Annotated in this window: 10 protein-coding genes; 9 read left to right on the plus strand and 1 reads right to left on the minus strand. The window is 56.2% G+C overall.

What is annotated here, in order from left to right; genetic code table 11:
• Positions 1-128 precede the first annotated feature (128 nt).
• From metA to aceK, 4 genes are all read left to right on the plus strand, one after another.
• Positions 129-1,058, plus strand: a complete 930-nt coding sequence (metA, locus tag EKN83_RS19300) for a homoserine O-succinyltransferase (protein ID WP_126801506.1) — start codon at positions 129-131, stop codon at positions 1,056-1,058.
• Between the two features lie 270 nt (positions 1,059-1,328).
• The gene (aceB, locus tag EKN83_RS19305) at positions 1,329-2,930 is read left to right on the plus strand and encodes a malate synthase A (RefSeq protein ID WP_025759007.1); all 1,602 of its coding nucleotides are present in this window, start codon (positions 1,329-1,331) and stop codon (positions 2,928-2,930) included.
• Between the two features lie 31 nt (positions 2,931-2,961).
• Positions 2,962-4,266: an isocitrate lyase gene (gene aceA, locus EKN83_RS19310; RefSeq protein WP_126801507.1), complete on the plus strand. Its 1,305-nt coding sequence runs from the start codon at positions 2,962-2,964 to the stop codon at positions 4,264-4,266.
• A gap of 70 nt (positions 4,267-4,336) precedes the next feature.
• Positions 4,337-6,082 carry a bifunctional isocitrate dehydrogenase kinase/phosphatase gene (gene aceK / locus EKN83_RS19315; RefSeq protein WP_126801508.1) on the plus strand — a complete coding sequence of 582 codons (1,746 nt, stop codon included), beginning with the start codon at positions 4,337-4,339 and terminating at the stop codon, positions 6,080-6,082.
• A gap of 28 nt (positions 6,083-6,110) precedes the next feature.
• On the opposite strand, the gene iclR is transcribed toward aceK, so the two are convergent.
• A complete protein-coding gene (iclR, locus tag EKN83_RS19320; RefSeq protein WP_126801509.1) occupies positions 6,111-6,941 on the minus strand; it encodes a glyoxylate bypass operon transcriptional repressor IclR in 831 nt (276 codons plus the stop codon).
• Between the two features lie 193 nt (positions 6,942-7,134).
• Between iclR and metH the strand changes: the two genes are divergently transcribed.
• The 5 genes from metH to rluF all read left to right on the plus strand — a co-directional run bounded on the left by metH (position 7,135) and on the right by rluF (position 14,198).
• Positions 7,135-10,818, plus strand: a complete 3,684-nt coding sequence (gene metH, locus EKN83_RS19325) for a methionine synthase (RefSeq protein WP_126801510.1) — start codon at positions 7,135-7,137, stop codon at positions 10,816-10,818.
• A gap of 116 nt (positions 10,819-10,934) precedes the next feature.
• Positions 10,935-12,566 carry a Na/Pi cotransporter family protein gene (locus tag EKN83_RS19330; RefSeq protein ID WP_045286170.1) on the plus strand — a complete coding sequence of 544 codons (1,632 nt, stop codon included), beginning with the start codon at positions 10,935-10,937 and terminating at the stop codon, positions 12,564-12,566.
• A 95-nt stretch (positions 12,567-12,661) separates the two neighbouring features.
• Positions 12,662-12,955 (plus strand): type II toxin-antitoxin system CcdA family antitoxin, encoded by a 294-nt coding sequence (locus tag EKN83_RS19335; protein WP_126801511.1) that lies wholly within the window; start codon positions 12,662-12,664, stop codon positions 12,953-12,955.
• Positions 12,955-13,272: a CcdB family protein gene (locus EKN83_RS19340; protein WP_126801512.1), complete on the plus strand. Its 318-nt coding sequence runs from the start codon at positions 12,955-12,957 to the stop codon at positions 13,270-13,272. Before EKN83_RS19335 ends, EKN83_RS19340 begins: the two co-directional genes overlap by 1 nt.
• 53 nt (positions 13,273-13,325) lie before the next feature.
• A complete protein-coding gene (gene rluF, locus EKN83_RS19345; protein WP_048957452.1) occupies positions 13,326-14,198 on the plus strand; it encodes a 23S rRNA pseudouridine(2604) synthase RluF in 873 nt (290 codons plus the stop codon).
• The last annotated feature ends 27 nt before the right edge of the window (positions 14,199-14,225 follow it).

Here is a 14,225-nt window from a genome sequence, read left to right on the forward strand (position 1 = left end):
TGTTTTTCTCCCTCTCCCTGAAACTTTCTCACCTTCGCCTTGCAGACTCGACATTCCGATCATTTCTGGGTATCGTTAGCTGTCTGGATGTCTAAACGTTTATACGTATACTGTGAGGAAGTAAGGTTATGCCGATTCGGGTGCAGGACGAGCTACCAGCCGTCAATTTCTTACGTGAAGAAAACGTCTTCGTTATGACGGCTTCACGTGCGACAGTTCAGGAAATTCGCCCGCTGAAGGTGCTTATTCTCAATCTGATGCCGAAGAAGATTGAAACTGAAAACCAGTTCCTGCGTTTGCTCTCGAACTCCCCGCTGCAGGTGGATATTCAGCTCCTGCGAATCGATGCCCGAGAGTCGCGTAATACGCCTTCTGAGCATCTGAACACCTTCTACTGCAACTTCGATGACATTCAGGGCGAAAACTTCGACGGACTGATTGTGACCGGTGCCCCGCTGGGTCTGGTTGAATTCAACGATGTTGCCTACTGGCCGCAGATCAAACAGGTGCTGGAGTGGGCAAAAGATCACGTCACGTCGACATTGTTTGTCTGTTGGGCGGTACAAGCCGCTCTGAATATTCTTTATGGCATCCCCAAGCAAACCCGCACTGAAAAGCTCTCCGGCGTGTACGAACACCACATTCTCCATCCCCATGCTCTGCTGACGCGCGGGTTTGATGATTCTTTCCTGGCGCCACATTCACGTTATGCCGATTTCCCGGCGCAGCTGATACGTGATTACACCGATCTGGAGATCCTGGCTGAAACAGAGGATGGCGATGCTTACCTGTTTGCCAGCAAAGATAAACGCATTGCCTTTGTGACCGGACATCCGGAGTACGATCCGTATACCCTCGCGTCAGAGTATTTCCGTGATGTCGAAGCGGGCCTTAACCCGGATGTGCCGTACAACTATTTCCCGAAAAACGATCCACAAAACACACCGAGAGCCACCTGGCGCAGCCACGGGAATTTACTTTTTACCAACTGGCTCAACTATTACGTCTACCAGATCACGCCATACGATCTGCGTCACATGAATCCGACGCTGGAGTAATCGTCTGCACTAAACGATCCTAAAGCGTTTCAGCTATTCACATCAGGCACCTTCGGGTGCCTTTTTTATTTCCGAAATTCCACTCATCAAGCGAGGTAACTTTAATCTCATTAAAATCAATTGGTTGCCTGTTATTTTAAATTAAAATGGAAATTGTTTTTGATTTTAGAAAAAATGGAGATAGTCTTAATTCTGCTGAGCGAAAACTACCCAACGATCTTTCGTTCGCATCGGGGGCGTGATTTTGGATCTTTGATGAGGAGCAGAGTAATGACTCAACAGGCAACGACGGTCGATGAACTGGCCTTTACCCAGCCGTATGGCGAGCAGGAACAGCAAGTATTGACGGCAGAAGCGGTAGAATTTCTGACTGAACTGGTAACTCGTTTTACGCCACAGCGTAATAAGCTGCTGGCGGCACGCATTCATCAGCAGCAGGAAATTGATAACGGCAAGTTGCCTGGTTTTATTTCGGAAACCGCTTCCATTCGCCGTAGTGAATGGAAAATCCGCGGCATTCCTGACGACTTACAGGATCGTCGCGTTGAGATCACCGGTCCGGTAGAGCGTAAAATGGTGATCAACGCCATGAACGCGAACGTTAAAGTCTTTATGGCCGATTTTGAAGACTCGCTGGCACCGGACTGGCGTAAGGTCATCGAGGGTCAGATCAACCTGCGCGATGCCGTGAACGGCACCATCAGCTATACCAACGAAGCCGGTAAAATTTATCAACTCAAACCGAACCCGGCGGTGCTGATCTGTCGCGTACGCGGTCTGCATCTGCCGGAAAAACATGTTACCTGGCGCGGGGAAGCCATTCCGGGAAGCCTGTTTGATTTTGCGCTCTATTTCTTCCACAACTATAAAGCCCTGCTGGCAAAAGGTAGCGGCCCGTATTTCTATCTGCCTAAAACGCAGGCCTGGCAGGAAGCGGCCTGGTGGAGCGAGGTGTTCAGCTATGCGGAAGATCGTTTCAACCTGCCGCGTGGCACCATCAAGGCCACACTGCTGATTGAAACATTGCCCGCAGTGTTCCAGATGAACGAAATTCTCCATGCCCTGCGCGACCACATTGTTGGCCTGAACTGTGGGCGCTGGGACTATATTTTCAGCTATATCAAAACCCTGAAAAACTATCCCGACCGCGTGCTGCCGGACCGCCAGGTTGTCACCATGGATAAACCTTTCCTCAGCGCCTACTCGCGTCTGCTGATCAAAACCTGCCACAAGCGCGGCGCTTTTGCGATGGGCGGTATGGCGGCCTTTATCCCGAGCAAAGATGCTGAGCGTAACAACCAGGTGCTCAACAAGGTGAAAGCCGATAAAGAGCTTGAAGCACGTAACGGTCACGACGGCACGTGGATTGCGCATCCCGGCCTGGCCGATACGGCAATGGAGGTCTTCAACCGCGTACTCGGTGACAACAAAAACCAACTGTTCGTCACGCGCGAAGAGGATGCCCCAACGGCGGAAGAACAGCTGCTGGCTCCGTGCGCAGGTGAACGTACCGAAGAGGGCATGCGCGCCAATATCCGCGTCGCCGTGCAGTACATCGAAGCGTGGATCTCCGGCAACGGCTGTGTACCGATCTATGGCCTGATGGAAGATGCCGCGACGGCAGAGATCTCACGCACCTCAATCTGGCAGTGGATCCACCATCAAAAAACGCTCAGCAACGGCAAGCCGGTGACCAAATCCCTGTTCCGCCAGATGCTGGCTGAAGAGATGCGGGTGATCCAGGACGAGCTGGGCGAACACCGCTTCAGCAGCGGACGTTTTGACGACGCCGCGCGCCTGATGGAGCAAATCACCACATCAGATGACTTAATCGACTTCCTGACCCTGCCGGGCTACCGCTTCCTGGCGTAACTCACCACATAACAATATGGAGCATCTGCACATGAAAACCCGTACCCAACAAATCGAAGAATTAAAGAAAGAGTGGACACAGCCTCGCTGGGAAGGCATCCGCCGTCCTTATAGCGCGGAAGAGGTGGTGAAATTACGCGGCTCGGTCAATCCGGAATGCACGCTGGCCCAGAACGGTGCAGCGAAAATGTGGAAGCTGCTGCACGGCGGTTCCAAAAAGGGCTATATCAACAGCCTCGGTGCGCTGACCGGCGGTCAGGCACTGCAGCAGGCGAAGGCAGGCATTGAAGCTATTTATCTCTCCGGTTGGCAGGTCGCGGCGGATGCCAACCTGGCGTCCAGCATGTATCCGGATCAGTCGCTCTATCCCGCTAACTCGGTGCCGTCGGTCGTGGATCGGATCAACAACACCTTCCGCCGTGCGGATCAGATCCAGTGGGCTGCCGGTATCGAACCTGGCGATCCGCGCTTTATTGACTACTTCCTGCCGATCGTTGCGGATGCGGAAGCGGGCTTCGGCGGCGTGCTGAACGCATTTGAGCTGATGAAATCGATGATTGCGGCCGGTGCAGCGGCCGTTCACTTTGAAGATCAGCTGGCCTCCGTGAAGAAGTGCGGGCACATGGGCGGAAAAGTTCTCGTCCCGACCCAGGAAGCGATTCAGAAGCTGGTAGCGGCGCGTCTGGCCGCTGACGTGCTCGGCGTGCCGACGCTGGTCATTGCCCGTACCGATGCGGACGCGGCTGACCTGATCACCTCGGACTGCGACCCGTACGACAGCGAGTTTATTACCGGCGAGCGCACCAGCGAAGGGTTCTATCGCACCCATGCGGGCATTGAGCAGGCGATCAGCCGTGGCCTGGCGTACGCCCCGTACGCGGACCTGGTCTGGTGTGAAACCTCCACGCCGGATCTGGCGCTGGCAAAACGCTTTGCCGATGCCATCCACGCGAAATACCCGGGCAAACTGCTGGCCTATAACTGCTCGCCGTCCTTCAACTGGCAGAAGAATCTGGACGATAAAACCATCGCCAGCTTCCAGCAGCAGCTGTCCGATATGGGCTACAAGTACCAGTTCATCACCCTGGCGGGTATCCACAGCATGTGGTTCAACATGTTCGACCTGGCCCATGCCTACGCGCAGGGCGAGGGGATGAAGCACTATGTTGAGAAGGTACAGCAGCCAGAATTTGCCGCCGGTAAAGAGGGCTATACCTTCGTTTCACATCAGCAGGAGGTGGGAACCGGCTACTTCGATAACGTGACGACCATCATTCAGGGTGGCGCCTCCTCCGTCACCGCTTTAACAGGATCAACGGAAGAAGCACAGTTCTGATGTTTTCCTCCCCTCACCCTAACCCTCTCCCCGGAGGGGAGAGGGCCGGGGTGAGGGGTAAGGGGAATATATGTCGCGTGGTCTGGAATTACTGATTGCCCAAACTATTCTGCAGGGCTTTGATGCCCAGTATGGACGTTTTCTGGAAGTGACCTCCGGCGCTCAGCAGCGCTTTGAACACGCTGACTGGCATGCGGTGCAGCAGGCGATGAAGCAGCGTATCCATCTTTACGACCACCACGTGGGTCTGGTGGTGGAGCAGTTGCGCTGTATTACCGACGGTAAAAGCCCGGATGCGGAATTTTTGCTGCGCGTGAAGGATCATTACACCCATTTGTTACCGGACTACCCGCGCTTCGAGATTGCGGAGAGCTTTTTTAACTCCGTCTATTGCCGGTTATTTGACCACCGCTCATTATCTCCTGAGCGGTTATTTATCTTCAGCTCCCAGCCCGAGCGACGCTTTCGTACCATTCCGCGTCCGCTGGCCAAAGATTTCTTCCCTGATAGCGGATGGGAAAAGCTCCTGCATCGTGTGCTAACTGATTTGCCGCTGCGCTTACCCTGGGAGAATAAAGCCCGGGATATTGGTTATATCCACGCCCATCTTATTGAAACCTTCGGCACGGAGGTGCTCAGCCACAGCCATTTGCAGGTCGCTAATGAGCTTTTCTACCGCAATAAAGCTGCATGGCTGGTCGGTAAACTGATTACACCCTCGGCCATTCTGCCGTTTCTGCTGCCCATCCATCGTACCGATGACGGCGAACTGTTTGTCGATACCTGCCTGACCACCAGCGCGGAGGCCAGCATTGTGTTTGGCTTCGCCCGCTCCTACTTTATGGTCTATGCCCCGTTACCGGCCGCGCTCGTGGAGTGGTTGCGTGAGATCCTGCCGGGCAAAACCACGGCCGAGCTGTATATGGCGATTGGCTGTCAGAAGCACGCTAAAACGGAAAGCTACCGGGAATACCTGCGCTATGTCACCACCGCCGATGAGCAGTTTATTGAAGCGCCCGGCATTCGCGGCATGGTGATGCTGGTATTTACCCTTCCGGGCTTCGACCGCGTATTTAAGGTGATCAAAGATAAATTCGCGCCGCAGAAAGAGATGACCGCGGCACACGTTCGTGCCTGCTACCAGCTGGTGAAGGAGCACGATCGCGTCGGGCGCATGGCGGATACTCAGGAGTTCGAAAACTTTGTGCTGGATAAGCAGCAGATCGATCCGGCGCTCATGACCCTTTTACTGCAGGAAGCCTCGGGTAAAATCACCGATCTTGGCGACAAAATCGTAATAAGCCATCTCTACATTGAACGCCGCATGGTGCCGCTGAATATCTGGCTGGAGCAGTCCGAAGGCCAGGCGCTGCGTGATGCCATTGAAGAGTACGGCAACGCGATTCGCCAGCTTGCCGCGGCCAATATTTTCCCCGGCGATATGCTGTATAAGAACTTCGGCGTCACGCGTCACGGACGCGTGGTGTTCTACGATTACGACGAAATTTGCTACATGACAGAAGTGAATTTCCGCGATATCCCACCGCCCCGTTATCCGGAAGATGAGCTTTCCGGCGAGCCGTGGTACAGCGTCTCACCGGGCGATGTCTTTCCTGAAGAGTTTCGCCACTGGCTGTGCGCTGACCCGCGCATTGGGCCGTTATTTGAAGAGATGCACGAGGATCTGTTCCGCGCCAGCTACTGGCGGGGGCTGCAAACGCGGATTAAAAACGGACATGTGGAAGATGTCTACGCTTACCGCCGTAAGCAGCGGTTTTGCATCCGGTTTTCAGAGGGCATCATGCAGGCCGGGTAAGGCGAAGCCGCCACCCGGCAATGCATGCCTAACGGATCCCACCATACGCCAGGGTCACCTCTTTTGCCGCCTTAATCACCAGCGCACCCAGCTCGGTGACCCGATCATCGGTCATGCGGGAAATCGGCCCGGAGATGGAGATGGCGGCAAACGGTTCGCGGTGCTCGTCAAAAATACAGGCCGCAATACAGCGCAGGCCCAGGGCGTGCTCCTCGTCGTCGAACGAATAGCCGCGCTTGCGGGTCAGGGCCAAATCTTCTTTCAGATGCACCGGCGACACCAGCGTAGCGTGCGTATAGGCATGCAGTCCCTTGCGGTGCAGCAGCCCTGTCACCTGTTCCTCGCTCAGCTGTGACAGAAACGCTTTCCCCGCGCCCGACGCGTGCATCGGCAGCTTGCCGCCAATGGGGGCTGACATGCGCATCAGCTGCGTGCACTGAACCTGATCAATAATGATCGCCTGATGGTCGCTCTGGTCGAGCACCGCCAGGTTTACCGTCTCACCGGAATCTTCCATCAGTTTGCGCAGAATCGGGTGCACAATCGCCAGCAGGTTGCGACTCTGCAGGAAGCTGCTGCCGACGATAAACGCATGGGCGCCTACCGCCCAGTGCCCCAGCTCGCCGACCTGACGGACAAAGCCCAGCTGTTGCATGGTGGTCAGCAGCCGGTGGGTTGTGGAGTTCGGCAGGCCCGCCTGCTGCGCCAGCTCCGTCAGGGCCACGCTGCTGTGCGACTCGGCTATCCACTCCAGCAGCTTCAGACCGCGCGTGAGCGATTGAACCTGTCCGCCCTGTTGTGCGGCGGTGGCGGTGGCAGCAGGTTTTCTGCCGCGTTTAGCGGGAACGGTCGCGACCATGACGATCTCCTTTTTCTGTATCGTGGAAATCATTTTCGTTTTATTTGGTGAATTTGCAACCGTTATCCTGACTGATCGGAGGAGTGATGGTGAACATGTCTCATGTTACCCCTGAGTGACTTTTCCACCCTGCGAGATTGTGCCAGTATGGGACGCAGCCTTTTGGCCTTGTTGAGCGTTGTCGGGAGCAAGTGTGAGCAGCAAAGTAGAGCAACTGCGTGCGCAGTTAAATGAACGAATTCTGGTGCTGGACGGCGGTATGGGCACTATGATCCAGGGCTATCGCCTGAGCGAAGACGATTTCCGCGGCGAACGCTTCGCTGACTGGCCATGCGACCTGAAAGGAAACAACGACCTGCTGGTGCTCAGCAAGCCGTCAGTGATCAAGGATATCCACAACGCCTACTTCGAGGCGGGTGCGGATATTATTGAAACCAACACCTTTAACTCGACAACCATCGCCATGGCGGATTACCAGATGGAATCCCTGTCGGCGGAAATCAACTATGAAGCCGCGAAACTGGCGCGCGCCTGTGCCGATGAGTGGACGGCCCGCACGCCGGAGAAACCGCGCTACGTTGCAGGAGTGCTGGGTCCCACTAACCGCACCGCGTCGATTTCACCGGACGTGAACGACCCGGCGTTTCGTAATATCACCTTTGACCAGCTGGTCGTGGCCTATCGTGAATCGACCAGAGCGCTGGTGGAAGGCGGTTCCGATCTGATCCTGATTGAAACGGTATTCGACACCCTCAACGCCAAAGCCGCGATTTACGCGGTGAAAGAGGAGTTCGAGGCGCTGGGCGTTGACCTGCCGATCATGATTTCCGGCACCATCACCGACGCCTCGGGCCGTACCCTGTCCGGCCAGACAACTGAAGCGTTTTACAACTCGCTGCGGCATGCGGAGGCCCTCTCCTTCGGCCTGAACTGTGCGCTGGGGCCGGATGAGCTGCGCCAGTACGTGCAGGAGCTGTCGCGTATTGCGGAATGCTACGTCACCGCCCACCCGAACGCCGGTCTGCCGAATGCGTTTGGTGAGTACGATCTGGATGCCGACACCATGGCGGCACAAATTCGCGAATGGGCCGAGTCCGGCTTCCTGAACATCGTCGGCGGCTGCTGTGGCACCACGCCGGCGCACATCGCCGCGATGAGCAACGCCGTAGCCGGACTGCCGCCGCGCAAGCTGCCGGAGCTTCCCGTTGCCTGTCGTCTTTCCGGCCTTGAGCCGTTGACCATCGGCGAAGACAGCCTGTTTGTGAACGTGGGTGAACGTACTAACGTCACCGGCTCGGCGAAGTTCAAGCGCCTGATTAAAGAAGAGAAGTACAGCGAAGCGCTGGACGTCGCCCGCCAGCAGGTGGAGAGCGGCGCTCAGATTATCGATATCAACATGGATGAGGGGATGCTCGACGCCGAAGCTGCGATGGTGCGTTTCCTCAACCTGATTGCCGGTGAGCCGGATATCGCCCGCGTGCCGATCATGATTGACTCCTCCAAATGGGAGGTCATCGAAAAAGGGCTGAAGTGCATTCAGGGGAAAGGCATCGTCAACTCCATCTCGATGAAAGAGGGCGTGGACATCTTTATCCACCACGCGAAGATGGTGCGCCGCTACGGGGCCGCCGTGGTGGTGATGGCCTTTGACGAAGTGGGCCAAGCCGACACCCGCGAGCGCAAAATCGAGATTTGCCGCCGCGCGTACAAGATTTTAACCGAAGAGGTGGGCTTCCCGCCGGAAGACATCATCTTTGACCCGAATATCTTCGCCGTCGCGACCGGGATTGAAGAGCACAACAACTACGCCCAGGATTTTATCGGCGCGTGTGAAGACATCAAACGCGAGCTGCCGCATGCGCTGATCTCCGGCGGCGTGTCGAACGTCTCGTTCTCGTTCCGCGGTAACGACCCGGTGCGTGAAGCGATTCACGCCGTGTTCCTCTATTACGCCATCCGCAACGGGATGGACATGGGGATCGTCAATGCCGGACAGCTGGCAATTTATGACGACCTGCCTGCGGAGCTACGCGACGCGGTAGAAGATGTGATCCTTAACCGCCGCGACGACGCGACCGAGCGGTTGCTGGATTTGGCCGAAAAATACCGTGGCAGCAAGTCGGATGACGCAGCCAATGTTCAGCAGGCCGAGTGGCGCACCTGGGACGTGAAAAAACGCCTGGAATATTCGCTGGTCAAAGGCATCACCGAGTTTATCGAACAGGATACCGAAGAGGCGCGTCAGCAGTCAGCCCGTCCGATTGAAGTGATCGAAGGGCCGCTGATGGACGGCATGAACGTGGTGGGCGATCTGTTCGGTGAGGGCAAGATGTTCCTGCCCCAGGTGGTGAAGTCTGCCCGCGTAATGAAGCAGGCCGTGGCATACCTGGAGCCGTTTATCGAAGCCAGCAAAGAGCAGGGTTCCAGCAACGGCAAAATGGTCATTGCCACCGTGAAGGGCGACGTGCATGACATCGGCAAGAACATCGTCGGCGTGGTGCTGCAGTGTAATAACTACGAAATTATCGACCTCGGCGTGATGGTCCCGGCGGATAAAATCCTCAGGACCGCGCGCGAAGTGAATGCCGACCTGATTGGCCTCTCCGGGCTGATCACACCGTCGCTGGACGAGATGGTTAACGTGGCGAAAGAGATGGAGCGTCAGGGCTTCACCATTCCGCTGCTGATTGGCGGGGCGACCACCTCTAAAGCGCACACGGCAGTTAAAATCGAACAGAACTACAGCGGCCCGACGGTGTACGTGCAGAACGCCTCGCGCACCGTTGGCGTGGTCTCCGCGCTGCTCTCCGACACCCAGCGCGATGACTTTGTGGCGCGTACCCGTAAAGAGTACGAAACCGTCCGCATCCAGCATTCCCGCAAGAAACCGCGTACGCCACCGGTAACGCTGCAGGCGGCACGCGATAACGATCTGGCCTTTGACTGGTCGAGCTATACGCCGCCGGTGGCCCATCGGCTGGGCGTGCAGGAGGTGACCGCCAGCATCGAAACGCTGCGCAACTACATCGACTGGACTCCGTTCTTTATGACCTGGTCGCTAGCGGGTAAATATCCGCGCATCCTCGAGGATGAGGTGGTCGGTGATGAGGCGAAGCGCTTGTTTAAAGACGCCAACGATATGCTCGATAAGCTCAGCGCAGAGAAAACCCTTAACCCGCGGGGCGTGGTCGGGCTCTTCCCGGCGAACCGCGTGGGCGATGACATTGAAATTTATCGTGATGAAACCCGCACCCATGTGCTGGCGGTCAGCCGCCATCTGCGTCAGCAAACCGAAAAAGTGGGCTTTGCCAACTACTGCCTGGCCGATTTCGTGGCGCCGAAGCTTTCCGGTAAAGCGGATTATATCGGTGCCTTCGCCGTGACCGGTGGTCTGGAAGAAGATGCCCTGGCGGACGCTTTTGAAGCGCAGCACGATGATTACAATAAAATCATGGTGAAAGCGATTGCCGACCGCCTGGCGGAAGCCTTCGCCGAGTACCTGCATGAGCGCGTACGTAAGGTGCACTGGGGCTACGCGGCCAATGAGAACCTCAGCAACGAGGAGCTGATCCGCGAGAACTACCAGGGCATTCGTCCGGCACCGGGTTATCCGGCCTGTCCGGAGCACACCGAAAAAGGCACCATCTGGACATTACTGGACGTAGAGGCGCATACCGGGATGAAGCTCACGGAGTCGTTCGCCATGTGGCCGGGGGCGTCCGTTTCCGGCTGGTACTTCAGCCATCCTGACAGCAAATATTTCGCCGTGGCGCAGCTGCAGCGGGATCAGATTGAAGATTATGCCCTGCGTAAAGGCATGAGCGTTGCTGAAGTGGAGCGCTGGTTAGCACCGAATTTAGGCTACGACGCGGACTGACGTCACTTTTCCTTACAACAAACAGGGCGCTCATTGGGCGCCCTGTCTCTTTCTTACGTTTAAACCCTTATACTGAACCTAAGGAAAACGAATAACGATAAGGAGGAAAACCTTCCGTGCTGACCTTGTTACATCTGCTCTCTGCAGTCGCACTGCTCGTCTGGGGCACCCATATCGTTCGTACCGGCGTAATGCGCGTCTTTGGTGCCCGTTTACGCACCGTTCTCAGCAACAGCGTTGAGAAGAAGCCGCTCGCCTTCTGCGCGGGCATTGGCGTGACGGCACTGGTGCAGAGCAGTAACGCCACAACACTGCTTGTCACCTCCTTTGTGGCGCAGGATCTGGTGGCGCTGGCCCCGGCGCTGGTCATTGTGCTGGGGGCGGACGTGGGTACCGCGCTCATGGCGCGTATCCTGACGTTCGATCTCTCCTGGCTGTCGCCGCTGCTGATTTTCATTGGCGTCATCTTCTTCCTCGGACGCAAACAGACGCGGGCCGGGCAGCTTGGGCGCGTGGGGATTGGCCTTGGGTTGATCCTGCTGGCGCTGGAGCTGATTGTTCAGGCCGTCACCCCTATTACTGAGGCCAACGGTGTTCAGGTCATCTTCGCCTCCCTGACCGGTGACATCATGCTGGACGCGCTGATTGGCGCGGTGTTTGCCATCGTCAGCTACTCCAGCCTGGCCGCCGTGCTGCTGACGGCAACGCTCACCGCCGCCGGGGCGATCTCCTTCCCGGTTGCGCTGTGCCTGGTGATCGGGGCTAACCTCGGCTCTGGCCTGCTGGCGATGCTCAATAACAGCGCCGCCAACGCTGCCGCCCGTCGCGTGGCCCTGGGTAGCCTGCTGTTTAAGCTGGTGGGCAGCCTGATCATTCTGCCGTTTGTCCATCCGCTGGCGAACCTGATGGACAACCTCCCGCTGCCGAAGGCGGAGCTGGTGATTTACTTCCACGTCTTTTACAACCTGGTACGTTGCCTGGCGATGGTCCCCTTTGCCGAGCCGATGGCCCGCTTCTGTGAGCGCCTGATCCAGGATGAACCGGAGCTGGACGCTCGCCTGAAACCGAAGCATCTGGATACCTCCGCGCTGGATACGCCGGCGCTGGCGCTGGCGAATGCCGCCCGCGAGACGCTTCGCATGGGCGACGCCATGGAAACCATGCTCGAAGGCCTGCAAAAGGTGATGCACGGCGAGCCGCGAGAAGAGAAAGAGTTGCGCAGGCTGGCGGACGATATCAACGTGCTCTATACCGCCATCAAGCTCTATCTGGCGCGCATTCCGCAGGATGAACTGGCGGAGGAGGAGTCTCGCCGCTGGGCTGAAATTATTGAGATGTCGCTTAACCTTGAGCAGGCTTCGGATATTGTGGAGCGGATGGGCAGTGAAATTGCTGACAAATCTCTGGCCGCCCGCCGTGCATTCTCCGTCGAAGGGCTGAAGGAGCTGGAAGCTCTGCACGAACAACTTCTTAGCAACCTGAAGCTGGCCATGCTGGTCTTCTTTTCCAGCGACGTGCCAAGCGCGCGCCGCCTGCGCCGCAACAAGCATCGCTTCCGTATCCTCAACCGCCGCTACTCGCACGCCCACGTGGAACGTCTGCACCAACAGAACGTGCAAAGTATCGAAACCAGCTCCCTGCACCTGGGGCTGCTGGGGGATATGAAACGCCTTAACTCGTTGTTCTGTGCGGTGGCGTACAGCGTGATGGAACAGCCGGATGAAGATGACGGGCGGGATGAGTATTAATCTCTGAAAGCGCCTCGCAAAACGGATTTGCGAGGCGTGACTCCCCCTAAAGAGCAATTTATTCTTCAACCCTTACAATTTTAAGGGAATAGAAAATGCTCAATTATTACGCTACACTTCGCCAATTCATGCGCATTCCAATGGGGGTTCTCATGCGCGGTGCTAATAGCATTAAAAAATCAGTGAATGTTTCCCTGTCGCCCGACATCCTTGAAGAGGCGCGAAGGCTTAAACTTAATCTTTCTGCCGTGCTCACGGCGGCTTTGCAGGAACAGTTTCGTGAACATCGGCGTGCAGAGTGGCTGGCAGAAAATAAAGCTTCGATTGACGCCATTAATCAGTGGGTTGATGAAAACGGCTCCTTTAGTGACTTTCAGAGATCGTTCTGATGAAGCAGTATTTTGCTTATGAGAACGCAGGCAATGGAAGAAAAGCTTATCCATGGCTTATCAATATGCAGCATCCCGTTGCCAATGTGATGAAACATGTACTGGTCGCTCCCGCCGTTGAATTAAGCCAGCTAGGCGGTATTCGTCCACCTGAGAAAGTGTGTCCTGTCGTTGAGATCGCGGGAAAGCCCTGCGTGGTAATGATGCATATGATGGCAGGCATATCGCCAAAAGAGTTAGGCGAACGTGTTGCCGATCTTACGCTTAACCGGGCTTCACTGCGGGATGCACTCGATTTTTTGATCAACGGTTACTAACACTTTTTTGTCAGCCTCAAGGTAAGGTATATTTCGCCTTCACAGGAGAAACTATGCTGCCAACTCAATCAACCCGATTAAACAAATACATTAGCGAGAGCGGGATCTGCTCACGTCGCGAGGCGGACCGTTACATTGAACAGGGTAACGTGTTCCTCAACGGCAAACGCGCCACGATTGGTGACCAGGTGATGCCTGGCGACGTGGTAAAAGTGAATGGTCAGCTCATCGAACCGCGCGATGCTGAAGACCTGGTGTTTATCGCGTTGAATAAACCGGTTGGGATTGTCAGCACCACGGAAGATGGCGAGCGGGATAACATTGTTGATTTCGTGAACCACAGCAGCCGTATCTTCCCGATCGGCCGTCTGGATAAAGACTCTCAGGGGCTGATTTTCCTCACCAACCACGGCGATCTGGTCAACAAAATCCTGCGTGCCGGTAACGATCACGAGAAAGAGTACATTGTGACGGTGAATAAGCCGGTCACGGACGAGTTTATTCGCGGCATGGGCGCCGGTGTGCCGATCCTTGGGACCGTCACGAAAAAGTGTAAGGTGAAGAAAGAGGCGCCGTTCGCGTTCCGCATTACCCTGGTGCAGGGCTTAAACCGCCAGATCCGCCGTATGTGCGAATACTTCGGTTATGAAGTGACGAAGCTGGAACGCACGCGCATCATGAACGTCAGCCTGTCCGGTATCCCGCTGGGCGAGTGGCGCGATTTAACCGATGATGAACTGATCGAGCTGTTTAAGCTTATCGAGAACTCCTCGTCCGAAGCGAAGCCGAAGGCCAAAGCGAAACCGAAAACCCAGGCGATTAAACGCCCGGTGGTCAAGGCGCCACAGGCGGAAGAGAAAGGACGCGGCAAACCGGGTAACGGCAAACGCTTTACCCAGCCGGGGCGTAAAAAGAAGGGGCGTTAAACCCCTTCAATATCTCGCTACCCTTAC

It is taken from the genome of Enterobacter sp. WCHEn090032 (assembly GCF_003986875.1).
GTDB classification, from domain to species: domain Bacteria; phylum Pseudomonadota; class Gammaproteobacteria; order Enterobacterales; family Enterobacteriaceae; genus Enterobacter; species Enterobacter sichuanensis.

What these genes read in the sequence shown, in the direction of transcription:
- metA (WP_126801506.1), top strand. Translation starts at nt 129, where the DNA reads ATGCCGATTCGGGTGCAGGACGAGCTACCAGCCGTCAATTTCTTACGT.
- aceB (WP_025759007.1), top strand. Translation starts at nt 1,329, where the DNA reads ATGACTCAACAGGCAACGACGGTCGATGAACTGGCCTTTACCCAGCCG.
- aceA (WP_126801507.1), top strand. Translation starts at nt 2,962, where the DNA reads ATGAAAACCCGTACCCAACAAATCGAAGAATTAAAGAAAGAGTGGACA.
- aceK (WP_126801508.1), top strand. Translation starts at nt 4,337, where the DNA reads ATGTCGCGTGGTCTGGAATTACTGATTGCCCAAACTATTCTGCAGGGC.
- iclR (WP_126801509.1), bottom strand. Translation starts at nt 6,941, where the DNA reads ATGGTCGCGACCGTTCCCGCTAAACGCGGCAGAAAACCTGCTGCCACC.
- EKN83_RS19335 (WP_126801511.1), top strand. Translation starts at nt 12,662, where the DNA reads ATGCTCAATTATTACGCTACACTTCGCCAATTCATGCGCATTCCAATG.
- EKN83_RS19340 (WP_126801512.1), top strand. Translation starts at nt 12,955, where the DNA reads ATGAAGCAGTATTTTGCTTATGAGAACGCAGGCAATGGAAGAAAAGCT.
- rluF (WP_048957452.1), top strand. Translation starts at nt 13,326, where the DNA reads ATGCTGCCAACTCAATCAACCCGATTAAACAAATACATTAGCGAGAGC.